Origin of the sequence: Vibrio sp. Hep-1b-8, from assembly GCF_006124995.1 — a bacterium.
Classification (GTDB): Bacteria; Pseudomonadota; Gammaproteobacteria; order Enterobacterales; family Vibrionaceae; genus Vibrio.
The window spans coordinates 1-24,480 of the sequence record NZ_QEWN01000013.1 but is presented as its reverse complement, the minus strand read 5'-3'; the positions used below and the strand labels follow the sequence as shown (position 1 = coordinate 24,480).

At 45.8% G+C, this 24,480-nt stretch carries 26 protein-coding genes and 4 tRNA genes; 20 read left to right on the top strand and 10 right to left on the bottom strand.

The window, feature by feature from the left end; translation table 11 throughout:
* Positions 1-67 precede the first annotated feature (67 nt).
* The 7 genes from aroK (at position 68) to trpS (ending at position 6,843) form a co-directional block, all read left to right on the top strand.
* Entirely contained in the window at positions 68-586 is a 519-nt protein-coding gene (gene aroK, locus DA100_RS04340) for a shikimate kinase AroK (protein WP_138971063.1), read from the top strand.
* Between the two features lie 25 nt (positions 587-611).
* Complete coding sequence (gene aroB / locus DA100_RS04335; RefSeq protein ID WP_138971062.1) at positions 612-1,700, top strand: 3-dehydroquinate synthase; 1,089 nt, start codon at positions 612-614, stop codon at positions 1,698-1,700.
* A gap of 78 nt (positions 1,701-1,778) precedes the next feature.
* A complete protein-coding gene (locus tag DA100_RS04330) occupies positions 1,779-3,272 on the top strand; it encodes an AAA family ATPase (RefSeq protein WP_138971061.1) in 1,494 nt (497 codons plus the stop codon).
* 90 nt (positions 3,273-3,362) lie between these two features.
* Positions 3,363-4,190 carry a Dam family site-specific DNA-(adenine-N6)-methyltransferase gene (locus DA100_RS04325; protein WP_138971060.1) on the top strand — a complete coding sequence of 276 codons (828 nt, stop codon included), beginning with the start codon at positions 3,363-3,365 and terminating at the stop codon, positions 4,188-4,190.
* 124 nt (positions 4,191-4,314) lie between these two features.
* Complete coding sequence (gene rpe, locus DA100_RS04320) at positions 4,315-4,986, top strand: ribulose-phosphate 3-epimerase (protein ID WP_138971059.1); 672 nt, start codon at positions 4,315-4,317, stop codon at positions 4,984-4,986.
* A 4-nt stretch (positions 4,987-4,990) separates the two neighbouring features.
* Positions 4,991-5,674: a phosphoglycolate phosphatase gene (locus tag DA100_RS04315; RefSeq protein ID WP_138971058.1), complete on the top strand. Its 684-nt coding sequence runs from the start codon at positions 4,991-4,993 to the stop codon at positions 5,672-5,674.
* Between the two features lie 131 nt (positions 5,675-5,805).
* Entirely contained in the window at positions 5,806-6,843 is a 1,038-nt protein-coding gene (trpS, locus tag DA100_RS04310) for a tryptophan--tRNA ligase (protein WP_138971057.1), read from the top strand.
* A gap of 243 nt (positions 6,844-7,086) precedes the next feature.
* On the opposite strand, the gene trmL is transcribed toward trpS, so the two are convergent.
* The 3 genes from trmL to DA100_RS04295 form a co-directional block, all read right to left on the bottom strand.
* Positions 7,087-7,563: a tRNA (uridine(34)/cytosine(34)/5-carboxymethylaminomethyluridine(34)-2'-O)-methyltransferase TrmL gene (gene trmL / locus DA100_RS04305; RefSeq protein ID WP_138971056.1), complete on the bottom strand. Its 477-nt coding sequence runs from the start codon at positions 7,561-7,563 to the stop codon at positions 7,087-7,089.
* Positions 7,564-7,659: 96 nt separating this feature from the next.
* A complete protein-coding gene (gene cpxA / locus DA100_RS04300; protein WP_138971055.1) occupies positions 7,660-9,039 on the bottom strand; it encodes an envelope stress sensor histidine kinase CpxA in 1,380 nt (459 codons plus the stop codon).
* Positions 9,039-9,734, bottom strand: coding sequence for a response regulator (locus tag DA100_RS04295; protein WP_138971054.1), 696 nt, complete (start codon positions 9,732-9,734; stop codon positions 9,039-9,041). The genes cpxA and DA100_RS04295 overlap by 1 nt, the downstream gene beginning before the upstream one ends.
* Positions 9,735-9,918: 184 nt before the next feature.
* Between DA100_RS04295 and DA100_RS04290 the strand changes: the two genes are divergently transcribed.
* The 3 genes from DA100_RS04290 to pfkA all read left to right on the top strand — a co-directional run bounded on the left by DA100_RS04290 (position 9,919) and on the right by pfkA (position 12,660).
* On the top strand, positions 9,919-10,404 hold the full coding sequence (locus DA100_RS04290; RefSeq protein ID WP_138971053.1) for a CpxP family protein: 486 nt from the start codon (positions 9,919-9,921) through the stop codon (positions 10,402-10,404).
* A 113-nt stretch (positions 10,405-10,517) separates the two neighbouring features.
* Complete coding sequence (gene fieF, locus DA100_RS04285; RefSeq protein ID WP_138971052.1) at positions 10,518-11,426, top strand: CDF family cation-efflux transporter FieF; 909 nt, start codon at positions 10,518-10,520, stop codon at positions 11,424-11,426.
* Between the two features lie 271 nt (positions 11,427-11,697).
* On the top strand, positions 11,698-12,660 hold the full coding sequence (gene pfkA, locus DA100_RS04280; protein ID WP_138971051.1) for a 6-phosphofructokinase: 963 nt from the start codon (positions 11,698-11,700) through the stop codon (positions 12,658-12,660).
* 73 nt (positions 12,661-12,733) lie between these two features.
* Here the strand turns inward: pfkA and DA100_RS04275 are convergent, their stop codons facing one another.
* The 4 genes from DA100_RS04275 to epmB all read right to left on the bottom strand — a co-directional run bounded on the left by DA100_RS04275 (position 12,734) and on the right by epmB (position 16,321).
* Positions 12,734-14,059, bottom strand: a complete 1,326-nt coding sequence (locus DA100_RS04275) for an anaerobic C4-dicarboxylate transporter (RefSeq protein WP_138971050.1) — start codon at positions 14,057-14,059, stop codon at positions 12,734-12,736.
* 172 nt (positions 14,060-14,231) lie between these two features.
* On the bottom strand, positions 14,232-14,726 hold the full coding sequence (locus tag DA100_RS04270; RefSeq protein WP_138971049.1) for an MgtC/SapB family protein: 495 nt from the start codon (positions 14,724-14,726) through the stop codon (positions 14,232-14,234).
* 78 nt (positions 14,727-14,804) lie between these two features.
* Positions 14,805-15,296, bottom strand: a complete 492-nt coding sequence (locus DA100_RS04265; RefSeq protein WP_138971048.1) for a type II secretion system protein — start codon at positions 15,294-15,296, stop codon at positions 14,805-14,807.
* 2 nt (positions 15,297-15,298) lie between these two features.
* On the bottom strand, positions 15,299-16,321 hold the full coding sequence (gene epmB, locus DA100_RS04260) for an EF-P beta-lysylation protein EpmB (protein ID WP_138971047.1): 1,023 nt from the start codon (positions 16,319-16,321) through the stop codon (positions 15,299-15,301).
* Positions 16,322-16,353: 32 nt separating this feature from the next.
* Between epmB and efp the strand changes: the two genes are divergently transcribed.
* From efp to rraA, 3 genes are all read left to right on the top strand, one after another.
* A complete protein-coding gene (efp, locus tag DA100_RS04255; RefSeq protein ID WP_138971046.1) occupies positions 16,354-16,920 on the top strand; it encodes an elongation factor P in 567 nt (188 codons plus the stop codon).
* Positions 16,921-17,036: 116 nt separating this feature from the next.
* Entirely contained in the window at positions 17,037-17,954 is a 918-nt protein-coding gene (locus DA100_RS04250) for a 1,4-dihydroxy-2-naphthoate polyprenyltransferase (RefSeq protein WP_138971045.1), read from the top strand.
* 76 nt (positions 17,955-18,030) lie between these two features.
* The gene (gene rraA, locus DA100_RS04245; RefSeq protein ID WP_138971044.1) at positions 18,031-18,555 is read left to right on the top strand and encodes a ribonuclease E activity regulator RraA; all 525 of its coding nucleotides are present in this window, start codon (positions 18,031-18,033) and stop codon (positions 18,553-18,555) included.
* Positions 18,556-18,602: 47 nt separating this feature from the next.
* Here the strand turns inward: rraA and DA100_RS04240 are convergent, their stop codons facing one another.
* Both DA100_RS04240 and tpiA read right to left on the bottom strand, forming a co-directional pair.
* On the bottom strand, positions 18,603-19,946 hold the full coding sequence (locus DA100_RS04240; protein ID WP_171052134.1) for an MATE family efflux transporter: 1,344 nt from the start codon (positions 19,944-19,946) through the stop codon (positions 18,603-18,605).
* 109 nt (positions 19,947-20,055) lie between these two features.
* Entirely contained in the window at positions 20,056-20,826 is a 771-nt protein-coding gene (tpiA, locus tag DA100_RS04235) for a triose-phosphate isomerase (protein WP_138971043.1), read from the bottom strand.
* Between the two features lie 271 nt (positions 20,827-21,097).
* Between tpiA and DA100_RS04230 the strand changes: the two genes are divergently transcribed.
* The gene (locus DA100_RS04230) at positions 21,098-21,445 is read left to right on the top strand and encodes a 5-carboxymethyl-2-hydroxymuconate Delta-isomerase (RefSeq protein WP_138971042.1); all 348 of its coding nucleotides are present in this window, start codon (positions 21,098-21,100) and stop codon (positions 21,443-21,445) included.
* 41 nt (positions 21,446-21,486) lie between these two features.
* On the top strand, positions 21,487-21,912 hold the full coding sequence (locus DA100_RS04225; RefSeq protein ID WP_138971041.1) for a DUF805 domain-containing protein: 426 nt from the start codon (positions 21,487-21,489) through the stop codon (positions 21,910-21,912).
* Between the two features lie 179 nt (positions 21,913-22,091).
* Here the strand turns inward: DA100_RS04225 and coaA are convergent, their stop codons facing one another.
* Positions 22,092-23,015 carry a type I pantothenate kinase gene (coaA, locus tag DA100_RS04220; protein ID WP_138971040.1) on the bottom strand — a complete coding sequence of 308 codons (924 nt, stop codon included), beginning with the start codon at positions 23,013-23,015 and terminating at the stop codon, positions 22,092-22,094.
* A gap of 211 nt (positions 23,016-23,226) precedes the next feature.
* Here coaA and DA100_RS04215 point away from each other — a divergent pair.
* From DA100_RS04215 to DA100_RS04195, 5 genes are all read left to right on the top strand, one after another.
* Positions 23,227-23,302, top strand: a tRNA-Thr gene (locus tag DA100_RS04215).
* A gap of 50 nt (positions 23,303-23,352) precedes the next feature.
* A tRNA-Tyr gene (locus tag DA100_RS04210) sits at positions 23,353-23,437 on the top strand.
* Between the two features lie 35 nt (positions 23,438-23,472).
* Positions 23,473-23,547 (top strand) — tRNA-Gly (locus tag DA100_RS04205).
* A gap of 12 nt (positions 23,548-23,559) precedes the next feature.
* Positions 23,560-23,635, top strand: a tRNA-Thr gene (locus tag DA100_RS04200).
* A 138-nt stretch (positions 23,636-23,773) separates the two neighbouring features.
* Positions 23,774-24,480: elongation factor Tu (locus DA100_RS04195; protein ID WP_138971039.1), on the top strand; the 707-nt coding region annotated here is incomplete at its 3' end.

Genomic DNA, 24,480 nt, shown 5'->3' with positions numbered 1-24,480 from the left:
CGCTAGTACTATACTGGCTTTTCTTGTGGCGATGTCATTGAATTAACGTTGTAAATTACTGCTAAACATGGCTGAGAAACGCAATATTTTCCTTGTTGGCCCTATGGGTGCCGGCAAAAGCACAATTGGTAGACATCTAGCTCAACAGCTTCATATGGAGTTTGTTGACTCAGATACTGTCATCGAAGAACGCACAGGCGCAGATATCGCTTGGGTATTTGACGTAGAAGGTGAAGAAGGCTTCCGCGTTCGCGAGGAAAAAGTGATTAATGACCTCACTGAAGAGCAAGGTATCGTACTTGCAACAGGTGGTGGTTCAATCAAGAGCAAAGAAAACCGCAATCGCCTTTCTGCTCGCGGTATTGTTGTTTACCTAGAGACAACAATTGAGAAGCAACTTGCGCGTACTAACCGCGACAAGAAGCGCCCATTATTACAAACTGATAGTCCACGTGAAGTGTTGGAATCCCTAGCGGGTGAACGTAACCCTCTTTACGAAGAAATTGCGGACTACACAGTACGTACAGACGATCAAAGTGCAAAAGTGGTAGCCAACCAGATCGTAAAAATGCTAGAAGAAAGTTAAGACTTTTAGCAACTGGAGAATACCCATGGAACGGATTACGGTCAGCTTAGGTGAACGTAGCTATCCAATCTCAATTGGCGCCGGATTATTTAATGATCCGGCCCACCTTTCTTTCTTATCTGCAAAACAAAAAGTTGTCGTCATCACCAATGTGACGGTGGCGCCTTTATACGCGGATAAAATCCTCTCTCTTATAGAACAACTTGGCTGTCAAGCCTCTGTGTTAGAGCTACCAGATGGAGAGCAATACAAATCACTCGATACCTTTAACACCGTCATGAGTTACTTGCTTGAAGGCAACTATGCCCGTGATGTTGTGGTTATTGCGCTAGGCGGTGGCGTGATTGGTGATTTGGTCGGTTTCTCTGCGGCTTGTTATCAGCGTGGTGTCGATTTTATTCAGATCCCAACAACGCTACTCTCTCAGGTTGATTCCTCGGTGGGAGGAAAAACAGCAGTAAACCATAAGCTTGGCAAGAACATGATTGGGGCTTTTTATCAGCCTAAAGCGGTCGTGATTGATACTGATTGTTTGAAAACTTTGCCGAGTCGTGAGTTTGCGGCGGGGATGGCTGAAGTCATCAAGTATGGCATCATCTACGATCCTGAATTTTTTGTTTGGCTAGAAGAGAACCTCGACAGATTATATCAACTGGATGAGCAAGCACTGACTTACGCGATTGCACGTTGTTGTGAAATCAAAGCGGAAGTGGTTGCACAGGATGAGAAAGAGTCGGGAATTCGCGCATTGCTGAACCTAGGTCATACATTTGGTCATGCGATTGAAGCTGAGTTAGGTTATGGTAATTGGCTACACGGAGAAGCCGTTTCGTCAGGTACCGTGATGGCAGCAAAAACCGCACAGCTTCAAGGGCTTATCACTGAGCAGCAAGTTGAGCGAATTATTTCTATACTGAAGAGAGCACAACTACCAGTCCATACACCGGAGCAGATGTCATTTGCTGATTTTATCAAGCACATGATGCGCGATAAGAAAGTATTGTCTGGTGAACTTCGACTGGTTTTGCCTACCAGTATAGGAACAGCCGAAGTAGTAAAAGGTGTTCCTGAGTCGGTACTTGAGCAAGCGATCGACTTCGCACGCACCGTATAATTCTTCTAGTCTGTAATACCAAACTGGCATCAATGATGTTGGTTTGGTACTACTCATATTGTCATTAGGATAACGCAAATGAGCTTGGCGCATGATCCACGTGTGTTGGAATTAGACTCTCAGACAGAACTGCTGGAACGATTGCAGCTGTTAACTAATTTTGGCTCAAACTTGGTGACATTAGGAGGAGCTCCGGGAGCTGGAAAAACTTGGCTAGCGCAATGCTATCTCGAAGCGTGGGCTCAAGATAAAAACCAGTCTCTACTCATGTGTCATGCCAACCAAGGTGATGACCAGCGTCGCTCGACAATCTTAACTCAGCTCGTGTCCGAGCCGCTATTTAACCCATCCGACCCTCTTGTGGAATCTTTTGCGCGCTTAATGGAAGGTGAAAGCTGTGATGTGGTTATCGCAGTGGATGATGCTCATCTGCTGAGTGAGTCTTTTGTGTCTGAGCTTTGGATGTTAGTGCTTGAAGCGCAAACCAACCCGAGCTGGACTGTTAATGTGCTGTTGTTTGCAGAGTCTAACAGTATGGATGCGCTCCTAACTCGTTTAAGTTATGGTCAGGAACACAAACCAATTGATCTTGAAATTGAACCACTTAGCCAGCAGGAAGCGGATCGTTTTTTTGAACATTTGGTGATTCGATTTGTCGAAGATGACATGGAAAAACGGGTACGCAACGCGTATCGGACGGTCGCTCGCCGCCCTGGCGAGATCATGGCGTTAGGGGATTATAAAGTGGAAAAAAGGATTATTATCCGCTCGATAGTGGGTTCTCCGGTGAATATTGCATTACTGGTTATTACTTTGCTGTTATTAATCGGTGGCGGGTACTGGTGGATGATGATGCAACCATCTGCGGACGACAAAGCACAGCAAATTACCCAGTCGATGGAGCAGACGGTGATTCCTACTCTCCCTGAAAGTGAATCTGAAACAGAAGCTAGCGCAGTTATCATTGAATCAGAGCCCGTTATAGATCAGACCTTGGTGAATGCGGTTGATGACTCTATGGCTTTGCCGCCCGATGTCACCGAGCAGGTAACAAGTGTCGGTACTGCCGATGATGCCCAACAGCGTGTAGTGATCACATCAGACGTTGTCGATGCGCTGATGGAAGGGAAACCTGAACAAGTGGATACCAGCGTGATCGATGAGGTGGTTGAACAATCTATGGTCGAAGAACCGACTCCGGTTGAAGAAGCGGTATCGCCTCAAGAACAGACGCCATCAACAACAGAAACGGTCATTAAGTTCTCCTTTACTAAAGATGAACTTAAGAGTTTTTCTTCGCGCAGCTACACTTTGCAGCTTGCTGCCGTTAGCTCACTTCAAGAAGTTCAGAAATTTATCGATCAGCATCAACTTGCTAACCAAGTGTTTATTTATCCAACGGAACGCAATGGTGTTGAATGGTACATTATCACCTATCAAAACTACCCAACGATTCAGGTTGCACGTGATGCAGTGGCTGGATTATCGAGTGAGTTACAAAAACTGGATCCGTGGGCAAAGTCGTTGAATCAAGTTCAACGCGAGATAGATCGTGGCAGCCAAGAGAACTAGATTGTTTTTCACCGCAAAATAGCCTGAGATTAATTACAAAATATGTTACATTCCGCAGCCTTAATTTGTGGTTGATAGATAGAGCAGTAGATGAAGAAGCAGCGAGCCTTCCTGAAATGGGCAGGGGGTAAATACGGACTTGTCGAAGATATCCAGCGTCACTTGCCTGAAGCTCGTAAACTGGTAGAGCCGTTCGTAGGTGCTGGTTCTGTTTTCCTCAATACGGACTACGAGCAATACCTGCTGGCAGACATTAATCCGGATCTGATCAACCTGTATAACCTTCTTAAAGTAAATCCACAAGAGTACATCTCGGAAGCGAAGCGTTGGTTCTGTGCTGAGAATAATCGTAAGGAAGCTTATCTCGATATTCGTCAGCAGTTTAATGCCACTGACGATGTCATGTATCGCTCCTTAGCATTTCTTTATATGAACCGTTTTGGTTTTAATGGCTTATGCCGTTACAATAAGAAGGGTGGGTTTAATGTCCCTTTCGGTTCGTATAAGAAGCCGTACTTCCCTGAAGCAGAGCTAGAGTTCTTTGCGGAAAAATCAAAGAAGGCGACTTTCGTATGTGAAGGCTACCATGAGACCTTCAAGCGTGCGCGAAAGGGCAGTGTGGTTTATTGTGATCCTCCTTATGCACCGTTATCTAACACAGCGAACTTTACCTCATACGCAGGCAATGGGTTCAGCTTAGATGATCAGGCCGCTTTGGCGGATGTTGCCGAGCGAGCTGCGGTAGAACGTGGAATCTCAGTTCTTATCTCTAACCACGATACAACACTCACTCGTCGCTTATATCATGGCGCAGAGCTTAACGTGGTTAAGGTGAAGCGTACTATAAGCCGCAATGGTGCAGGGCGAAATAAAGTCGATGAACTGCTAGCGCTATTTAAGCCAACAGACAGTGAATAATCACATTTCATCAAGCTTTCCTATCTTCTGACCTTTAGCTTAGGTAGAATTGCGCGCAAAATGCTCTGTAATTCAGAGAATCTGTTTTGAATGCAATGATGCCAATTACTACTAGAGGTCAGGTATGAAAGATTTCCTTATCGCTCCATCGATTTTGTCTGCAGACTTTGCTCGCTTGGGTGAAGACGTTGAAAAAGTGCTCGCAGCAGGCGCTGACGTGGTTCACTTCGACGTAATGGATAACCACTACGTACCAAACCTGACTTTTGGCGCACCTATCTGTAAAGCATTGCGTGATTACGGTATTACCGCGCCGATTGATGTTCACCTTATGGTTAAGCCGGTTGATAGCATCGTTCCAGATTTCGCCAAAGCTGGCGCATCGATGATCACATTCCATATCGAAGCATCAGAGCATGTTGATCGTACGTTACAACTGATTAAAGAGCACGGCTGTAAAGCGGGCGTTGTACTCAACCCTGCGACCCCTCTGTCACACCTTGAGTACATCATGGACAAAGTGGATATGATTCTACTGATGTCAGTGAACCCAGGCTTTGGCGGTCAGTCTTTCATTCCAAATACCCTTGATAAGTTACGTGCAGTGCGCAAGATGATTGACGAATCGGGTCGCGATATCCGTTTGGAAATCGATGGTGGTGTGAAAGTGGATAACATCAAAGAGATCGCGGAAGCTGGCGCAGATATGTTCGTAGCCGGTTCTGCAATCTTTAACGAGCCAGATTACAAACAAGTGATCGACCAAATGCGCGCAGAATTGGCTCAGGTGAAGTAATTCGATGAATAAGCGTATTAAACTGATTGCCTTCGATTTGGATGGTACTTTGCTTGATAGTGTACCTGATCTCGCGGTAGCGGCTGATCAAGCCGTTCAAGCATTGGGCTTTCCCTCTGTCACTGAAGAGCAAGTTCGAGACTATGTGGGTAACGGTGCTGATATTCTTATCGGGCGTTCACTTAGCCGTAGTTTGACCGTGTCACCTGATCTTGACCCACAATTGCATGCCAAGGCTCGTGTGTTATTTGATGATTATTACCAACAAGGCGGGCACAAGTTAAGTCATTTATACCCAGCGGTAAAAGAGACTTTGGCTGAACTGCACCGTGCTGGCTTTACGATGGCGCTGGTGACCAACAAACCTTCCAAGTTTGTTCCTGAAGTGTTGGCTCAGCATAACATTGGCCAATACTTTGTAGATGTGATTGGTGGTGATACTTTCCCTGAAAGAAAACCTAACCCCATCGCACTTAACTGGCTGCTTGAGAAGCACAACTGCCAGCCTGAAGAAATGTTGATGGTTGGCGATTCAAGCCATGACATCAAAGCGGCGAAGAATGCAGGTTGTTACTCATTTGGTCTGACTTATGGCTACAACCACGGTGAGCCAATCTCTGACTCTGAGCCAGATTACGTCGCGGACACCATCGCAGATTTAGTCGATGTTGTAACGGTTTGCGCGTAAGTGCAATAAAATATCTTCCAAAATACTCGTTAATGAGTACACTGAGTAAACCGTGTCACTAGGTGATTGAGAACCTGAATCGACACGGTTTTTTCATATATTTAGATTAAGAAGTCAAAGGAATCATTCCCATGAGCAAACCCATTGTATTGAGTGGTGTTCAACCATCAGGTGAACTAAGTATCGGTAACTACTTGGGTGCTCTACGTCAATGGCAACAAATGCAGGACGATTATGATTGCCAATACTGTGTAGTAGACCTTCATGCAATTACTGTCCGCCAAGATCCAAAGGCACTGCATGAAGCGACGCTTGACGCATTAGCAATCTGTCTTGCCGTTGGTGTTGATCCGAAAAAGAGCACGCTATTTGTTCAGTCTCATGTACCAGAGCATGCTCAACTTGGTTGGCTTCTTAACTGCTATACCCAGATGGGTGAACTTGGTCGTATGACTCAGTTTAAAGATAAGTCTGCTCGTTATTCAAAAGATACCTCTAGCCAGTTCGGTGATGTGAATGTGGGTTTGTTTGACTACCCTGTATTGATGGCAGCTGACATCCTGCTTTACGGTGCTCACCAAGTGCCAGTAGGTAGCGATCAGAAGCAGCACTTGGAGTTAGCACGCGATATTGCTAACCGTTTTAACAACATCTATTCGCCAGAGCAGCCTATCTTCCAAGTACCAGAACCGTATATTCCAACAGTGAATGCACGCGTGATGAGCCTTCAAGATGCGACTAAGAAGATGTCAAAGTCAGACGATAACCGTAAAAACGTGATTACTCTGTTGGAAGAGCCTAAGTCAATCATTAAGAAGATTAACAAAGCTCAAACAGACGCAGAGACACCACCACGTATCGCGCATGACTGGGATAACAAAGCCGGTATTTCTAACTTGATGGGTCTTTACTCGGCAGCGACGGGTTTAAGCTTTGAAGAGATTGAAGCTAAGTACCAAGGCGTTGAAATGTATGGTCCGTTCAAGAAAGATGTCGGCGAAGCCCTTGTCGCAATGCTTGAGCCTATCCAAGCTGAATACCATCGTATCCGCGCTGATCGTGCTTACATGGATCAAGTGATGAGACAGGGTGCGGAAAAAGCGTCAGCTCGTGCTGCTGAAACATTGAAGAAAGCATACCAAGCAGTAGGTTTCGTTACACGCCCGTAGTGCTGAGAAAAGCCAGAACGCTGCGCTTCGAGATCGGGCTACGCCCTTCGAGATGCTAGATCGCTTCGCTCCGAGAACGGACTTCGTCCTTCGAGAGGCTCTTGTGGTGAGTGAGTCGAAAGTTGCAGGCAGCGCTGGCTAACGCTTAAGTCTAATTGTCTGATTTTAAAAGAAAAGGGTTGATATACACTGTCAACCCTTCCAAGTTTTTCTCGCTTCTCGCTTCTCGCTTCTCGCTTCTCGCTATTGCGCCCCTTCAAAGCCCATTTGACGCCACGCTTCAAAAGCAATGATCGCCACCGCATTGGAGAGGTTGAGACTGCGTGCATCAGGCATCATTGGAATGCGGATGCGCTGTTCCATAGGCATACTTTCAATCAAATCAGCGGGTAGGCCGCGAGTTTCTGGGCCGAATAACAGCACGTCACCTTTATGGAATTGAGCGTCGACGTGATGACCTGTGGTTTTTGTTGTGCAGGCAAAGATGCGATAGTCACCGCGCTCTTTCTCTAAGTATTCCACAAATGCCTGATAGCTTTTGTGTCGAATAACGCGAGCAAGATCATGATAGTCGAGCCCTGCGCGACGTACTTTCTTCTCTTCCAAATCAAACCCTAGTGGCTCAATCAAATGTAAGTTGGCACCACAGTTGGCACATAGACGAATAATGTTACCAGTATTAGGTGCGATCTCAGGCTCATATAGGGCGATATCAAACATATTGTGATTCTTTAATTACTGACAGGATTGAGGCCTGAAAGTATAAGGCGGCTTGCCACAGCCGCCAAGTCTGATGTAGTGATTTTGTAGGGATACTTAGTGATGGAGAGGGAGTGTGATCGTCACGCACAGTCCACCTAGCTTGCTGCGCGTTGCACTCACGGTTCCGCTGTGCTGCCTTACTGCACTTTCGGTGATGGTTAATCCTAGTCCGGTACCACCACTGTGCCTATCACGAGCCGTTGACACGCGATAGAAAGGGCGGAAGATCGCATCGAGTTCATGGTCAGGTACCCCATCACCGTTGTCATCAACAGTGATCGTAATGTACTGGTTGGACTCTACCACTTGAACTTCGATACGATCCTTTCCGTAGTAGATGGCGTTGCGGACGATATTGTCTACCGCACTCATCAGCAACTTGGGATTACCTGATATTGCACAACTTGGCAAGGGAGTGAAAACCAGTTCTTTATCCATTTGTTCTGCTTCAAATTGAGCATCAGAAAGGATGGCTTCCCATAGACTACTGACGGGCTGTAGCTCTCGATTTAAGTGGCTGTCGACTTGCATTCTTGACAGCTCAAGAAGTTCAGCAATCATCTGCTCTAAGCGTTGCGCTTCGGTATCTATGCGAGTTAATTCCGCGCTCTCCCCTTGTTTTCTGGTGGCAAGCGCGTTTGCCATGCGCAGACGAGTGAGAGGAGAACGAAGTTCATGGGATATGTCGGACAGCAATCTCTGTTGACCTGAGATCATCTGGTTCACGGCCTCAACCATTTGGTTGAAGCTAGCTCCTGCTTGGCGGAATTCACTGGTGCCTTTCTCCAAGCTAGGGTCGACAACAAACTCACCTTTCGCGACACGCTTTGCCGCTCGTTCAAGCTTACGAGCGGGTTGACTTAGTGCCCACGCTAACCAAAGCAGTAAGGGCGTACTTACGATCATTACCGCAAATAATAGCTGGAACGGTCGGTCAAACATTCGCAGCAAGAAAGGAGGTGGCTGGTTCCACTTTACACCAACAAACAGTAATAGATCCTGTTTTGCTAATGTCACAGGTAGGGGGCCGGCAAACATGTAGTGACCGTATAGTTTTTGTTTTGGCTTTCCTGAAAGCTCGACACTCGTGATGAAGTTTTGTAGCGCTTTCGATCTATGTTCTCTTGAATCTTGTGTGGTGAGCAGGCTGCCGTCGAGGTCGGTAACAAAAAAGCGCGGCCGTGTATCACGAGGCGAGCGAGAAGGACCTTCCAGTTTGAATAGAATATTGGCTAGGTTTTCCTCGTTGACGAACTGCTTCTCAATCGTCATTTTGAGTTCGATTAGACGATCATACTGATCGGCGGGAATATCACGAGCTTTCCTTGGATCAAGGTGAGGCAGAGACAGTACCGCCATCAGCACCAGAAACATGGTAAACCAAAAGATCGCAAAGATACGACCGTACAGACTGGTGATTTTTGGAAGTCGCATTAGTCCTCCTCAACCAGTAGATAGCCACGACCACGAAGCGTTTTGATACGTGATTTACCATCTTCTCTATCCGGAAGTTTTTTCCGCAAGTTAGATACATGCATATCGATAGCGCGATCAAAAGCGGCTAGACGTTTGCCCAGAACATCGAGGCTAAGGGTCTCTTTGGTTAGTGTCTGTCCCGGGTTTTGAACAAAGTGGCTCAACAATGCGAACTCAGTGGTGGTCAGATCAAGCAGTTGGCCCTGACAGTAAGCCTCCTGCTTGCCGGGATAGATTTGAATATCTTGGTATTCGACACAGTCTGAGTTTTTACTTTGCTTGCCATTGGCTGAGCTTTGAGTGCGACGTAAGATTGCTCGGATTCGCGCGAGTAATTCACGATCGCTGAACGGTTTAGGTAGGTAGTCATCAGCACCCAGTTCAAGACCAATAACACGGTCAATCTCTTCACCTTTGGCGGTGAGCATCAATACTGGGGTTTGCCAATCTTCTCGGAGACGTTTGAGAGTTTCCATCCCATTGAGTTTAGGCATCATGACATCAAGCAGAATTAAATCAATATCATCGCTAAGTCGTGCTAGTCCTTCTTCACCATTGTTTGCTTCCGATACGTCGAACCCCTCAAAAGAGAGAACTTCTTTCAACAGGCTTGTGAGTTCTGTATCGTCATCAATTAACAGTATATGTGGCATAGCAAGGTCTCAACTTAGTTTGGTTACCGTTAGTTTACTGGGAAAACGTCCATTGATTTAGTGTCATTATTGTTCTTTACGATTCTTTACGCTCTATAGACGTTGCTTTACGCTGCAAGTCGTATTCTACACTTAACCGCTGTGAAGACAGCTCATTCAACAGATTAACGTGAAGGGTACGATTATGAAATTAGCAAAAAAAGTAGTATTGGCAGCCGCTGTTCTTCCTCTAGCATTGGGTACAGCAAGTGCATATGCATTTGGTGGTAAAGATCACAATAATGGTGGAAATGGTCGACACGGCGAATGTGGTGGTGGTTTTGACCGAGGCATTATGCGTCAATTAGACCTCACAGATGCGCAAAAAACTCAGCTTCAAGAGATGCGCGAAACGAATAACCAGCAGAAAAAAGCGGTATTCCACGCAGAGAAATTAGCTCAAAAAGCTAAAGTAGAACAGTTGCTACTTGCTGATAATTTTGATCAGGCTGCGGCAAACGAATTAGCCAAAGCTATGGTTGAACAACAAACTGAACGCAAAGTGAAAATGTTAGAAAGACAGCACAAGATGCTAAGCATTTTGACTCCTGAGCAGAAAGCGAAGTTTGTTGAACTGCAACAAGAGCGCGCTACTGAGTGTGCTGAAAAAATGCAAAAGCGTTTTGACTAACCTTGTTCAGTAACGCATTCGAAGGCGGCCGAAAGGTCGCCTTTTTTATGTCATTTTTATTCAACTTGTGAAGCGTTATACTTAGGGGATGTTTGCTTACTAATCAAAGTACTATGAAACAGGAATACGCTCGCCTTGTCACCATGGCGGCTTGGACAGCTACGATAGTGGCTACGGTTTTACTTATTGTTAAAGTCGCAGCTTGGTGGGTCACGGGATCGGTCAGTCTTCTTGCGTCACTAATTGACTCGATGCTTGATATTGCCGCCTCACTGGTCAATTTGGTTGTCGTGCGGTACTCATTACAACCGGCAGACCGAGAGCACACCTTTGGTCATGGCAAAGCAGAATCTTTAGCTGCCTTAGCTCAAGCGATGTTCATTTCAGGTTCGGCGGTCTTTCTTATTCTTAACGGTATAGAACGTTTCTTCAGGCCTCATGCTCTCCAGTCACCAGAGTATGGCGTATATGTCAGTTTGTTTGCCATTGCGGTGACATTGGGTTTGGTTACCTTCCAAAAACAAGTTGTCAAAAAAACGGGCAGCCAAGCGATCGCAGCCGATTCACTTCACTATCAGTCTGATCTCTATATGAACGCGGCTATTATGCTGGCGCTGGGTTTAAGTTGGTTTGGTATCACACAGGCAGATGCGGTGTTTGCTGTCGGGATCGGTGTGTTTATCCTATATAGCGCATTCAAGATGGTTCAGGAAGCCATTCAAACGCTACTGGACAGAAAGCTTCCGGATGATGAACTTAAAGCCATTCGACAATGTTGTTTGAATGTGAAGGGGGTACTGGGCGTTCATCAACTAAGAACACGGATGTCTGGCCCGACACGTTTTATTCAGCTTCATTTGGAATTGGAAGATAATATGCCATTGCTTGAGGCGCATCGAATCTCTGATCAAGTCGAGGATAAATTGCTTGAGCTTTTTCCTCAATCGGATGTACTAATTCATCAGGATCCCTATTCTGTGGTATTGGGAGCGGAGAAAGTCCAGAAATCTCAAGATTGGTAAGAGTAATAACACAGACAAACCGTCAACTATTGACTATCTTTTCAGCGATACCACTTTTAACTGTGATCCTGATGTGTATCAAGTAAGTCAATGTGCAAAGCTGTAATACTCTTACATAAGTAGAAAACTTACATAATTTGATGCAAATAAAAGTAGTATTCCTTTCTAGGAAAGGTAACATATTGCACAGTTAAAGGAATTTTGTTGGTGGCTTGTTTGAAAGCGGCTGACGTAAAAATTGAAATAAGATTCCCAAAAATCGAGGGTGAGCATGATTAAGAAGATCGGTGTCTTAACAAGTGGCGGTGACGCACCTGGTATGAACGCAGCAGTCCGTGGTGTAGTTCGTACTGCACTATCTGAAGGGTTAGAGGTTTACGGTGTATTCGATGGCTACTTAGGCCTATATGAAGATCGTATCAAACAACTGGATCGTTCAAGCGTTTCTGACGTGATCAACAAGGGCGGTACGTTCCTAGGTTCTGCACGTTTCCCTGAGTTCAAAGAAGTCGAAGTTCGCCAAAAAGCGATCGAAAACTTACAGAAACACGGCATTGAAGCTCTTGTTGTTATCGGCGGTGACGGCTCTTACATGGGTGCGAAGAAGCTGACTGAAATGGGTTACCCATGTATTGGTCTTCCTGGCACAATCGACAACGACATCGCAGGTACAGATTACACAATCGGTTACCTAACTGCTCTTAATACAGTTATCGATGCGATCGACCGTCTACGTGATACTTCATCTTCTCACCAACGTATTTCTATCGTAGAGATCATGGGTCGCCACTGTGGTGATCTTACGCTTATGTCTGCGATCGCTGGTGGCTGTGAGTACATCATCACACCAGAAACGGGTCTAGATAAAGAGAAGCTAATTGGTAATATCCAAGATGGCATCGCTAAAGGTAAGAAGCATGCGATCATTGCTCTAACAGAGCTAATGATGGATGCGAACGAGCTAGCTAAAGAGATCGAAGCGGCAACAGGTCGTGAGACTCGTGCTACGGTTCTGGGCCACATTCAACGTGGTGGTCGTCCAACTGCGTTTGACCGTGTACTCGCTTCACGTATGGGTAACTACGCTGTACATCTTCTAATGGAAGGTCAAGGTGGTCGCTGTGTTGGTATTCAGAAAGAGCAACTTGTTCACCACGATATTATCGATGCAATCGAGAACATGAAGCGTCCTGTACGCACTGACCTGTTCAAGGTAGCGGAAGAGTTGTTCTAAGCACATCGCTAAAATGATTCAAATAAAAAGCCAGTTGGGAAACCAACTGGCTTTTTTACTATTTGTCGTTTGGTTAGTTCACAATCATGGTTGAGATAACGTAACCGACAGTCGTAGCGGTAACCACGCCAATGAAACCTGGTAGCAAGAAGCTGTGGTTGAGAATGTACTTCCCGATTTGGGTTGTCCCTGAGCGGTCGAAGGTAATCGCGGCTAGGTCACTTGGATAGAACGGGAAGAAGAAGTAAGCATAACATGCGGGTAGTACACCAATCAGAACAGGGGCTGGAATGCCCATCGCAAATCCAAGTGGCAGCATGATGGTAAGAACCGCAGCCTGACTCTTGAGGAATACTGACACCACAAACATCGCGATGGCGAAAGTCCATGGATGCGCGGCCACAATGTCACTCACCAAACTGATTAAGTAGGGTTTGTGGAAGCCGATAATCGTGTCACTCATCCAAGCAATACCAAAGATGATGATCACCGCCGTCATACCTGCGATAAACACGTTACTGTGGACGATTTTTTTCGGCTCTACTTTAGTGGTGAGTAGAATCAACGCACCGACAGATAGCATCAGGAACTGAATCGCTACCGACATCTTAACTCCGCTTGGTAGCAGACCCAAATCTTTACCAAACATCGCGACAAATATGACGGTGGCAATACCCGCGAGGAAGATGGTTAAACCTTTCTTCGCAACGCCTTCGTGGCTAGGGGTTTGATCGTCTTCATCGCTAGCATCAATTAGCTGTGCTTTGAATTCAGGATCTTGGCAACGTTCAATGAATGCTGGATCTTGATCGAGATCTTTACCGCGTTTCAAACTCCATAAACAGCCAACAAGTACACCAATCAGAGTTGCTGGAATGGTGACAAGCAGTACGTCAACTAGGCTGATATCGAGACTGTTGTCTGCGGCAGTCGCCATGACAACAGCCGCTGCTGCTGCAATTGGACTTGCTGTGATCCCCATTTGTGAAGCGACCGTAGACATTGCCATTGGTCTTTCAGGGCGAATACCTTTCTTATATGCCACATCATAAATAACAGGAAGAAGTGGGTAAACCGAGTGGCCAGTCCCGACTAACACAGTAAGAGAGTAAGTACAAAGTGGGCCTAAGAAGACGATTTGACTAGGGTGTTTGCGTAGCAGGCGCTCTGCGAACTTAACCAGTAGCTTGAGGCCACCCGTTGCTTCGAGTGTGGCTGATGCTGCGACCACCGCGAGAATGATCAGCATTACGCTGATAGGAGGTGATCCCGGTGCGACACCAAAAACGAAGGCCAGAACAGAAACGCCCAGACCACCGAGTAAACCAAACGCAATGCCTCCATGGCGGATACCGATAAAAATGACCGTCAGAAGCAGGAGCATATGTACGTAAAACATAATCTAACCCTACAGTAAGTTGAAAGTTGTGATTATGCTAACCCGAAAGGGGTAGGTGAAATGTGAGGTCTTTTGCTTATCTCGCGCATGACTTTCACTATTCGCCTCTTCTTTGTTTGTTATCAAATAACGAAGCTTAAATGGAGGAAATAGGTCGATTTATATCTAAGGCTTATGCACCAGAACGTAATCTCTTACGTTTCTGGAATGTTTGGTGTACGCCTCGACGTAACGCCTTAACTCTGTTTTCTGCTTTATCTACGCCAAGCAGAACCGTGAGTGCGAGCAAGGTGATAACAACGGACTGTTGTAAGTATCCTAACCCTATCATCAAGCCTAGAGCGGCAAGCATCCAGATAACTGCTGCGGATGTCACACCGTGGATTTTGCCATCTTGCGTCATCATTACACCGGCACCAAGAAAACCAACACCGGTAATGATTTGCCCAAGCACGCGAGCTTGGTCAAGGGTGTTTGGCGAGAGTGATACGGCCATCGACATAAATAGATAGGTACCAGAAATGATCAGAATTGAAGTACGAATACCGACAGGTTTGCCACGAGTCTGACGTTCGACACCAATTAAAATACCATTGATAGCGCAGCAAAGCAGCGCTAGCCAACTAAACGGTCCTAAGTCTAATAGTTGATCTAAAGTTGGTTGCATTATGACCTCCAAAACGCTCGAGTATGCATAGATTACAGGTGTCGATCGAACAAAAGATTTCTATCTTTAAGAAAAAAACTAGCAGCCATCTGTGGTAAGAATGAAATTCGGAGGATCAGTTTCCGTCGCCTCGGTGTACTGTAAGAAGCAGTTTAGTCCAACTTGTCTTCGACTCGCCGGCATATAGAGAATGATGCCATCGTCACCATTGGTATTGCTAAAGTACCAGTCAGCATTGTCGCTGCCCCAAGTGGTGTTTTCTATGTTGGCATCAATAAGATGAGCCCATGCGTTTGCATTGTCTGCTCTCGCATAGCCGTAGACGAGCAAGACATTCTCACCTTCAATTTCAATCGAAGCGTTCTCCTCGGTGTCGAGACCTCGAACCGATGACAAACCAATTAACTGATCGTTTGCTCCTTGCATGGCACTACGTAACCCTTGTAGGGCTGAAATGCGTGCGTCCGACTGGATATTTAACATACGTGGCAACGCTGTGACCGCTAGGATACCGAGCACAACAATGACGATAATGAGTTCAATCAGGGTAAATCCACGTACGTTTTTCATTACTACTCTAAATGTAGGTCGAGAGGGGTTTTACTGGCGCGGCCGCCAATTTCTCTAGTCAGTTTCGGTACCAAGTAACCAGAGACTTGTTCCAGCACGCCGGCCATGATTCTTTTGGCTTCCTGATCGGAAATAAAGAAATGCGCAGCGCCTTGCACCTTGTCTAGTACATGGATGTAATACGGCAGAATGCCTGCATCAAACAGTGCGTTACTCAGCGCAACTTGGCTAGCAACACTGTCATTCACACCTTTAAGCATCACGCCTTGGTTGAGTAGAGTAACACCAACTTGTTTGAGTCGAGACAATGCGTTGGTCAGAGTTTGATCTATCTCCTGTGCATGATTGATATGCGTAACTAAGATCACCTGTAGACGAGTTTGAGCCAATGTGTCCGTCAGAGTCTGGGTGATACGATCTGGAATGACGACAGGTAAGCGAGAGTGAATACGTAAGCGCTTAATATGGCCAATATCTGCAATATGCTTGATGAGCCAATTTAACTCCTCATCCTTGGCCATGAGAGGATCGCCACCGGATAAAATGATCTCATCGATCTCAGGGTGCTGCTGAATGTAGTCGAGGCTGGTTTGCCAAACTTGCTTAGATCCTTTGTTTTCGTCGTACGGGAAATGACGACGGAAACAGTAGCGGCAATTGATGGCACAGCCGCCTTTTACAATCATTAATGCGCGATTACGATATTTGTGCAGTAATCCTGGGATGGCATTGCTCTGCTCTTCGAGCGGATCGTTGGAATATCCTTGATGAATTTCAAACTCCTCACTCAAGGGCAGCACCTGACGTAAAAGCGGGTCATAAGGGTTGCCTTTTTCCATTCTATCGACAAAACTTTGCGGCACACGTTGCGCAAAAAGCTTTCGAGCTTCAAACCCGTTCTGCCAAGGGGTCGGATCAATTTCAAGTTGTTCGAGCAGTTTTGCAGGATCCGAGATCCCATTCGCTAGCTGTTTAAGCCAGTTTTGCTCAACAGATTCAACTTTTCGGGTTATGATGTGCGGCATTGAATTTAGCTCTAAGAATGTAAGAGGAAAAAATGGCTACTGTTAGCACCAATGAATTTAAAGGCGGTCTAAAACTAATGCTTGATAACGAGCCTTGCGTTATCTTGGAAAACGAATACGTTAAACCTGGTAAAGGCCAAGCGTTCAACCGCGTAAAAATTCGTAAACTTCTTTCTGGTAAAGTGCTAGAGAAAACCTTCAAGTCTGGTGATACTTGTGAAATTGCAGACGTAATGGATATCGACCTAGATTATCTATATAACGACGGCGAATTCTACCACTTTATGAACAACGAAACATTCGAGCAGATTGCTGCTGATGTTAAAGCGGTAGGTGACAACGCTAAGTGGTTGGTTGAAAACAACACTTGTATGTTAACTCTTTGGAACGGCAACCCAATCGTGGTAACGCCACCAAACTTCGTTGAGCTAGAAGTAACCGATACAGATCCAGGTCTAAAAGGCGATACTCAAGGTACGGGTGGTAAACCTGCAACACTGTCTACAGGTGCAGTAGTACGCGTTCCTCTGTTCATCTCTATCGGCGAAGTGATCAAAGTAGATACTCGCTCTGGCGAATACGTTAGTCGTGTAAAATAAGCATTGCTTAGGTTAAGTTTTAGAAAAAGGTCACTTCGGTGGCCTTTTTTATTTTTATCTGCAAGGTTTGATGTGCCACAATTCTAGGTCAGTCCGATGGTACTAAACTAGAACCTATGAAACAGTCTCTTAAAATATGGCTAGATGCCGCTCGACCAAAAACCTTGCCTCTTGCATTGGTTTCTATCTTAACCGGTAGCGTATTGGCGTACTCCACTCACCAATTCTCTTTTATTGTCGCGTTATTGGCGTTTTTGACAGCGACTCTGCTGCAGATTTTATCGAATCTTGCCAATGATTATGGCGATGCAGTGAAAGGAACCGACAATGAAAATCGACTTGGACCGATGCGTGCGATTCAGTCAGGTGCAGTGAGTCAGTCTGCTATGAAGCAGTCGATGATGATTAATGTGGTCCTGACTGTTATTGCGGGTCTGACGTTGGTGATGTACGCGTTAGAAAGCTTACAGAGCATCTTGGCTTTTATTGGCTTGGGGATGTTGGCAATCGTTGCGGCAATAGCTTACACCGTTGGCAATAAACCTTATGGCTATGTTGGCTTAGGTGATATTTCAGTCTTTATTTTCTTTGGTTTACTTGGCGTAGCAGGGACGTACTTCTTGCATACCGGCATCGTGGCGCCTTTACTGATCCTGCCAGCGATTGGCTGTGGTTTACTGGCTGTCGCAGTCCTTAATATCAATAACATGCGCGATATTGAGAACGACCAAGAATGCGGTAAGAAGACGGTCGCCGTGCGTCTTGGGCAAAAACGTGCTAAGCAGTACCACTTTGTCCTACTAGTGGGTGCTGTTATTGCTTTTGCCGCCTATTTGGTGCATCAACCTAGCCCAATATGGATCAGTCTGCCTTTTCTTCTCAGTCTGATTGTGACCTACAAACATGGTCGAGCAGTCTGGTTGGCACAGCAACCAGCGCAGATTGCGCCAATGATGCCTGTAATAGTGAAATGCTCAATGGTGACCAACTTGCTGTTTGCTGGAGTGGTCATAGCTCAAACTCTGGTGAGTTAAATGATGCATGTCATTGCAATGACTTAATGACCCTATATACTCGATGGAGATAACGAACGGTATGGGAAGGAATACTATGGAATACAATACCTCTGCCTTGTGCGACATCTACTTAGAGCAAGTCGATGTCGTTGAGCCCATGTTTAGTAACTTTGGTGGGTGCGCATCGTTCGCAGGCCAGATCACTACGGTGAAATGCTACGAAGACAATGGGTTAATCCGTGAGATCTTAGAGCAAGACGGCCTTGGTCGAGTACTGCTTATTGACGGTGGTGGTTCTTTACGCCGAGCTTTGATTGATGCAGAACTTGCGTCAATGGCAGAAGAGAACGAGTGGGAAGGTATTGTTGTTTACGGTTGCGTCCGAGAAGTGGATGAACTGGAAGACATGAGTATCGGTATTCAAGCGATTGCTTCTATTCCAGTAGGCGCAACGTCCCAAGGTGTGGGGGAGGTTGATATTCCGGTTAACTTCGGTGGCGTCACTTTCCTTCCAGAAGATTACCTATACGCAGACAACACAGGGGTGATTCTTTCTCAAGAACCACTTGATGTCGATTTAGAAATCGACGATGAAGAAGAAATCGTGGTTAATGAATAACCCGTGAATCTTTACACAAACACCGGCCTAAAGGTCGGTGTTTTGTTTTATGGCCGTGAAGTAAGATAAGTACGACGAAGTTTGGTTGCATAAAGATAGCCCGCTGTTCCTCCGACAATATTGCCTAGTGCAATTCCGACAAAGAGTCCTTCAATACCGTACCACTGACCGCCAAGCCACGCGCATGGTAAGGTAAAAAGAAACAAACGCATAAAGCTCCATTGGAAAGCACGCATCGGTTGATGAAGGGCATTGAGTCCAGAGACCAACATCATCATTATGCCTTGAAAACCATAGCTAAAAGGCACCACCAACAGGTAATGCCAAAGCAGATCTTTTACCGCAACCTCCTGAGAGAAAAGGGCTGCAATCGGGATACTGAGTGGCACCATCATAATGAATATCCCGAGCTGGAAGACGATGGAAAAGCGCATGCTAAGAAATAGACCAGCAAAACTTCTCGTTGGATTATTCGCTCCCATATTCTGGGCGATGAAGGGCGTTAGAGCTGAAGTCAACGCCATTAAAACTAATATCAGAATTGACTCAACTCTCTGCGCTGCGCCATAAGCGGCAACTGCTGCTGTGCCATGAGAAGAGAGCATCATCATTAAAATAGCGCCTGAGATAGGAGTTAGAGCATTAGAGAGTGCCGCTGGAGTACCAATCTTAAGGATTTGTTGCCAGTCTTTTAAAAGAGAATCAAAGTTAGGCAGAGCAAGAAGCTTCTCACGTTTGGCCAATACATAAAGCGAACCGATTAAAGCCCCAAGCCAACTGAATGCACTGGCGATGGCAGCGCCTTGAATTCCAAGTTCTGGAAAAGGTCCGTAGCCAAAGATCAGTAGCGGGTCGAGTAGCCCGTTAATAAATCCAGCTAACATCATTATTTTTGCAGGGGTTTTTGTGTCGCCTGTGGCACGAATTGCACTGTTACCCGCCATTGGGATCACCAGCAGAGGAATGGTGAGATACCATATCTGCATGTACTGTTTTATCAGTGGCAGTAAATCAGTTTTTGCGCCAAGAGCTAGAAATAAAGGTTCTATGGAAAAGAAACCCATCGCTGAAGCGAGCACCACAAGAGTCACTGCCAAGATTAGACCGTGGGTAGAAAATCGCGCAGCGTCTTGAGCTTGACCTTGTCCCAGCAAACGTCCAATGCTGGTCGAGAGACCAATACCGATTCCCATAGTGATACAGTTGACCGCGAAGGTCACTGGAAAGGTATAGCTGATCGCCGCTAGGGCTTGTGTGCCCAGCAGAGAGATAAAGAAGGTATCGACTAAGTTGAACATCAGAATCGCGATCATGCCGAACGTCATCGGAACGGTCATCTGACGGAGAACTAGGGGAATTGAGCCTGTTAAAAGGCCATGCTTATCCTGCATTCGGCACAACTACTAGTGATCGGAAAAGCGTAGGATACTTGATTGAGCCAACAGACACAAAAAAGGCCAGCAAAAGCTGACCTTTATTCTTTTCTATTATCTAGAAAAATTACGCTTTAGCCGCTGCTGCCGCTTTTGCGATTGCTGCGAAGCTCTTAGCATCTAGAGATGCACCACCAACTAGCGCACCATCGATGTCTGGTTGAGAGAAGTAAGCTTCTGCGTTTTCAGGTTTAACAGAACCACCGTATTGGATAATTACTTGTTCAGCGACTTCTTGGCTCTTCGCAGCGATTAGAGCACGGATAGAAGCGTGAATACGCTGTGCATCTTCAGCTGTTGCTGCTTTACCAGTACCGATTGCCCAGATTGGTTCGTAAGCGATGATTGCATCGTTAAGTGCTTCTACACCGTAAGTATCGATAACAGCGTTGATTTGACGCGCACATACCGCTTCAGTTTCACCAGCTTCGTTTTGAGCTTCAGATTCACCGATACAGAAAACAGGCTTTAGGCCGTTCTCTTTCAGGAAAGCGAATTTCTTAGCGATGAACTCGTCTGATTCGTTGTGGTATTCACGACGTTCAGAGTGACCGATGATGATGTGAGTTGCACCGAAATCTTTCAACATTTCTGGAGACATGTCGCCAGTGAATGCACCACTGTTGTTTAGGTCCGTGTTTTGTGCACCAAGGATGATTTTGTTGCCACCTTTAGCGATTAGCTGTTCCGCTAAGTCAATGTATAGCGCTGGTGGAGCTACAGCAACGTCTACACCTTCAACGCCTTCAAGCTCAGCGTTTAGACCATTTAGCAGCTCTTTTACCATTGCTTTGCTGCCGTTAAGTTTCCAGTTACCCATCACTACAGGACGACGCATAGGAATATCTCCGTGTTTAATCAATTAATGTAAAAAATCTTCGTAAGAATATAACAGATAAAAAGGGTTAGATCATGATTACCGTCATGTCTTAACCGGATATAAATTATTGGTAGGAGCAGTCATGCCACATATCTGGTGCAATTGATGGACATATCAGTGATCCATGGTACAGATTGGCTGAAACATGCTCGGAATTAAGCATAGAAATTGGTAATAGTGTTGTCCATTCACCCTTTCTCGTGAAACTCTCTTACATTTGAGGAATACTATGCCAAATCTAGTCATGGAATACTCCAACTCTGTCGATGAACGTGTCAATGTTCAAGGGTTGTTGGAAGACTTACATCAGGTTGCGATCCAGTGTGGGTTGTTTGATATCGGTTCAATCAAGTCAAGGGCACTGCGTTACCACAACTGGTTGATTGGCGATGAAGGAGACAGCGTTGACTTTATCCACATCAGTTTTGAACTGTTAGATGGGCGTAGTACAGAGCAAAAAAGAGAGCTGTCACGTCAATTGATGGATGTGCTGTCAGAGCAGGCAGGGCATGTTCGTAGTCTAACGGTGAATATCCGCGACATGGATAAAGAGAGTTTTCAGAAAGTGGTGAATTAGATTACTTTTATCTAATTATGTTTAAATTTTGGGTATTTAAGATGTCAATGAAAGAACTGTTATTCTCGTTTCACGGTCGTATAGGACGTAAAACCTATTGGACTTGGAATGTGGCTTATTACTTACTAATTGTCGGTTTTGCGTTGGGAATGAATGTTCTGTTTCCATCCATAGCGCATCTTATTTTGCCGGTATTCTTGCTGATTGTTCTTCTACCGGATCTCGCCATCACCGCCAAACGTTGGCATGACAGAGGTAAGTCAAGTTGGTGGTTGCTGCTCAATATTCCTTTAGTGATTGGCCGAATGACCATGCCTGTTGGCGATCCAAGCCAAAGCGCGCAACCAACTACTTTACAAGCAGTGAGCTCAATGGCGGCACTGATTTGTGGTCTATGGATTCTAGTTGAGTGTGGTTTCCTTAAAGGCACGGATGGTGAGAATCAATACGGACCGGAAGGGAAGTAGAACGCTTCGCTCCGAGACCGGACTTCGTCCTGCGAGAGTTTAGAACGGGCTTCGCCCTTCGAGAGATGCACGTTATAGATGCTGAGTAGGTATCTGATACAGAGTTTTTGTTAGGGACTTACGTCTAAAATCCAGAAAAAAGGTTGACGCTTTCACGTCAACCTTCCAAGATTTTCTCGCTACTTCCTCAACAATACCTGTTCGACTTTATGATTTTGCCCTTTTTGCAAAATTAAGTGTGCGCGTCCTTTGGTTGGCAAAATATTCGCATCTAGGTTTACACCATTGATCGCTTGCCAGATGCTGTGCGCTTTTTCAATCGCCTGTGGTTCAGTCAGCTTAGTGTAATGGCTAAAGTAAGAGCCGGGCTTGGCAAAGGCACCCTGACGAAACTTCAAGAAACGTTCGACATACCACTGTTCAATAATGGTGCTCTCAGCATCCACATAAAGTGAAAAATCAAGAAAGTCGGAAACAAAGACGCGATGAGGATCGTGAGGGTAGTCCATACCACTTTGAAGGACATTTAAGCCTTCAATAATCAGCACATCTGGGCGATCGACCACTTTGACTTCGTCAGTGATGTCATAAGTGATGTGAGAGTACACCGGAACTTCCAGATTCGGTTTGCCGGCCTTTACATCAGAGACAAACGCAACTAACTGTTTGATATCGTATGATTCAGGGAAGCCTTTTCGGTGCATGATGCCGCGTCTATCGAGCACTTTCTTTGGGTACAGGAAACCATCGGTGGTCACCAGCTCAACTTTAGGGTGGTTATCCCAGCGAGATAATAGCGCTTTGAGCAAACGCGCGGTGGTACTTTTACCAACGGCGACACTTCCCGCGATACCAATGATAAATGGCGGAGCGGATTCTTGATTTGATAAGAAGTTGTTCAACACCGTATTTCGGCTTTGGCGTGCTGCTACATATAGGTTAAGCAGACGAGCCAGAGGCAGGTAAATCTCCTCGACTTCATCCATCGTGAGCCTTTCGTTCACACCTTGTAGCTCAACCAAGTCAGCCTCGGATAACGTCATAGGCACGGCATTACGCAATTCGGCCCACTGCTGACGATTAAAAGAGAGATACGGCGTCATGGTCATCCTAACTTGGTTTTACTAATACGATAGAGCAGCGAAAATACAACAACCGCTAAAGATTTCCAACGACATAGTCTACATAAGTCAATTTTTGGCGATGAATTGCGTGAATTTTCAGCAAACAAGCAGAAACTTTGTAAAAACAGAATTTTTTTTAAATTTGCTATTGCAAGGTAGAAAATCATTCAATAGAATGCGCACCACTTATGCCGACTTAGCTCAGTAGGTAGAGCAACTGACTTGTAATCAGTAGGTCACCAGTTCGATTCCGGTAGTCGGCACCATTTCTCCGCTTATCTCTTTTTAGAGAACGAGAGACTTGGAATAAAAATTTGGAGGGGTTCCCGAGTGGCCAAAGGGATCAGACTGTAAATCTGCTGGCACTGCCTTCGATGGTTCGAATCCGTCCCCCTCCACCATATTCTTAAGGAAATAGCTCACAGAGTTACGTGTTGCGGGCATCGTATAATGGCTATTACCTCAGCCTTCCAAGCTGATGATGCGGGTTCGATTCCCGCTGCCCGCTCCACTCAATAGTGATGCTGATATAGCTCAGGCGGTAGAGCGCATCCTTGGTAAGGATGAGGTCCCCAGTTCGACTCTGGGTATCAGCACCAGCTCTCAAGCACACTTTTCCTTTTGATACTTTCTCTCGACTAAACTACGTTTAGTGATTGAAGGTAACTATATCACCAATACTTTTTTGGTTGCGTGGTCATCAAAGCCACCTAAATCCGTACCTAGAGGGACAACTCATGTCTAAAGAAAAATTTGAACGTACTAAACCGCACGTTAACGTTGGTACTATCGGCCACGTTGACCACGGTAAAACAACTCTAACTGCTGCTATCTGTACTACACTTGCAAAAGTGTACGGTGGTGAAGCGAAAGACTTCGCATCTATCGATAACGCTCCAGAAGAGCGTGAGCGCGGTATCACAATCGCAACTTCTCACGTTGAGTACGACACTCCATCACGTCACTACGCACACGTAGACTGTCCAGGACACGCTGACTATGTTAAAAACATGATCACAGGTGCTGCACAGATGGACGGTGGTATCCTAGTTGTTGCTGCGACTGACGGCCCAATGCCTCAAACTCGTGAGCACATCCTACTAGGCCGTCAGGTTGGTATCCCATACATCATCGTATTCATGAACAAATGTGACATGGTTGATGATGAAGAGCTTCTAGAGCTAGTAGAAATGGAAGTTCGTGAACTTCTATCTGAGTACGACTTCCCAGGTGATGACCTACCAGTTATCCAAGGTTCTGCACTAGGCGCACTAAACGGCGAAGAGCAGTGGGAAGCGAAAATTGTTGAGCTTGCTGAAGCACTAGACTCTTACATCCCAGAGCCAGAGCGTGCAGTAGACATGCCGTTCCTAATGCCAATCGAAGACGTATTCTCAATCCAAGGTCGTGGTACAGTAGTAACTGGCCGTATCGAGCGCGGTAT

Bases quoted from the DNA above. Each gene is read 5' to 3' on its own strand.
- DA100_RS04315 (WP_138971058.1), top strand. From the start codon at position 4,991: ATGAATAAGCGTATTAAACTGATTGCCTTCGATTTGGATGGTACTTTG.
- DA100_RS04230 (WP_138971042.1), top strand. From the start codon at position 21,098: ATGCCAAATCTAGTCATGGAATACTCCAACTCTGTCGATGAACGTGTC.
- epmB (WP_138971047.1), bottom strand. From the start codon at position 16,321: ATGCCGCACATCATAACCCGAAAAGTTGAATCTGTTGAGCAAAACTGG.
- DA100_RS04325 (WP_138971060.1), top strand. From the start codon at position 3,363: ATGAAGAAGCAGCGAGCCTTCCTGAAATGGGCAGGGGGTAAATACGGA.
- DA100_RS04275 (WP_138971050.1), bottom strand. From the start codon at position 14,059: ATGTTTTACGTACATATGCTCCTGCTTCTGACGGTCATTTTTATCGGT.
- DA100_RS04240 (WP_171052134.1), bottom strand. From the start codon at position 19,946: ATGCAGGATAAGCATGGCCTTTTAACAGGCTCAATTCCCCTAGTTCTC.
- rraA (WP_138971044.1), top strand. From the start codon at position 18,031: ATGGAATACAATACCTCTGCCTTGTGCGACATCTACTTAGAGCAAGTC.
- DA100_RS04250 (WP_138971045.1), top strand. From the start codon at position 17,037: ATGAAACAGTCTCTTAAAATATGGCTAGATGCCGCTCGACCAAAAACC.
- fieF (WP_138971052.1), top strand. From the start codon at position 10,518: ATGAAACAGGAATACGCTCGCCTTGTCACCATGGCGGCTTGGACAGCT.
- DA100_RS04295 (WP_138971054.1), bottom strand. From the start codon at position 9,734: ATGCCACATATACTGTTAATTGATGACGATACAGAACTCACAAGCCTG.
- efp (WP_138971046.1), top strand. From the start codon at position 16,354: ATGGCTACTGTTAGCACCAATGAATTTAAAGGCGGTCTAAAACTAATG.
- coaA (WP_138971040.1), bottom strand. From the start codon at position 23,015: ATGACGCCGTATCTCTCTTTTAATCGTCAGCAGTGGGCCGAATTGCGT.
- aroB (WP_138971062.1), top strand. From the start codon at position 612: ATGGAACGGATTACGGTCAGCTTAGGTGAACGTAGCTATCCAATCTCA.
- DA100_RS04330 (WP_138971061.1), top strand. From the start codon at position 1,779: ATGAGCTTGGCGCATGATCCACGTGTGTTGGAATTAGACTCTCAGACA.
- DA100_RS04270 (WP_138971049.1), bottom strand. From the start codon at position 14,726: ATGCAACCAACTTTAGATCAACTATTAGACTTAGGACCGTTTAGTTGG.
- DA100_RS04290 (WP_138971053.1), top strand. From the start codon at position 9,919: ATGAAATTAGCAAAAAAAGTAGTATTGGCAGCCGCTGTTCTTCCTCTA.
- trpS (WP_138971057.1), top strand. From the start codon at position 5,806: ATGAGCAAACCCATTGTATTGAGTGGTGTTCAACCATCAGGTGAACTA.
- DA100_RS04225 (WP_138971041.1), top strand. From the start codon at position 21,487: ATGTCAATGAAAGAACTGTTATTCTCGTTTCACGGTCGTATAGGACGT.
- trmL (WP_138971056.1), bottom strand. From the start codon at position 7,563: ATGTTTGATATCGCCCTATATGAGCCTGAGATCGCACCTAATACTGGT.
- cpxA (WP_138971055.1), bottom strand. From the start codon at position 9,039: ATGCGACTTCCAAAAATCACCAGTCTGTACGGTCGTATCTTTGCGATC.
- tpiA (WP_138971043.1), bottom strand. From the start codon at position 20,826: ATGCGTCGTCCTGTAGTGATGGGTAACTGGAAACTTAACGGCAGCAAA.
- pfkA (WP_138971051.1), top strand. From the start codon at position 11,698: ATGATTAAGAAGATCGGTGTCTTAACAAGTGGCGGTGACGCACCTGGT.
- DA100_RS04265 (WP_138971048.1), bottom strand. From the start codon at position 15,296: ATGAAAAACGTACGTGGATTTACCCTGATTGAACTCATTATCGTCATT.
- aroK (WP_138971063.1), top strand. From the start codon at position 68: ATGGCTGAGAAACGCAATATTTTCCTTGTTGGCCCTATGGGTGCCGGC.
- rpe (WP_138971059.1), top strand. From the start codon at position 4,315: ATGAAAGATTTCCTTATCGCTCCATCGATTTTGTCTGCAGACTTTGCT.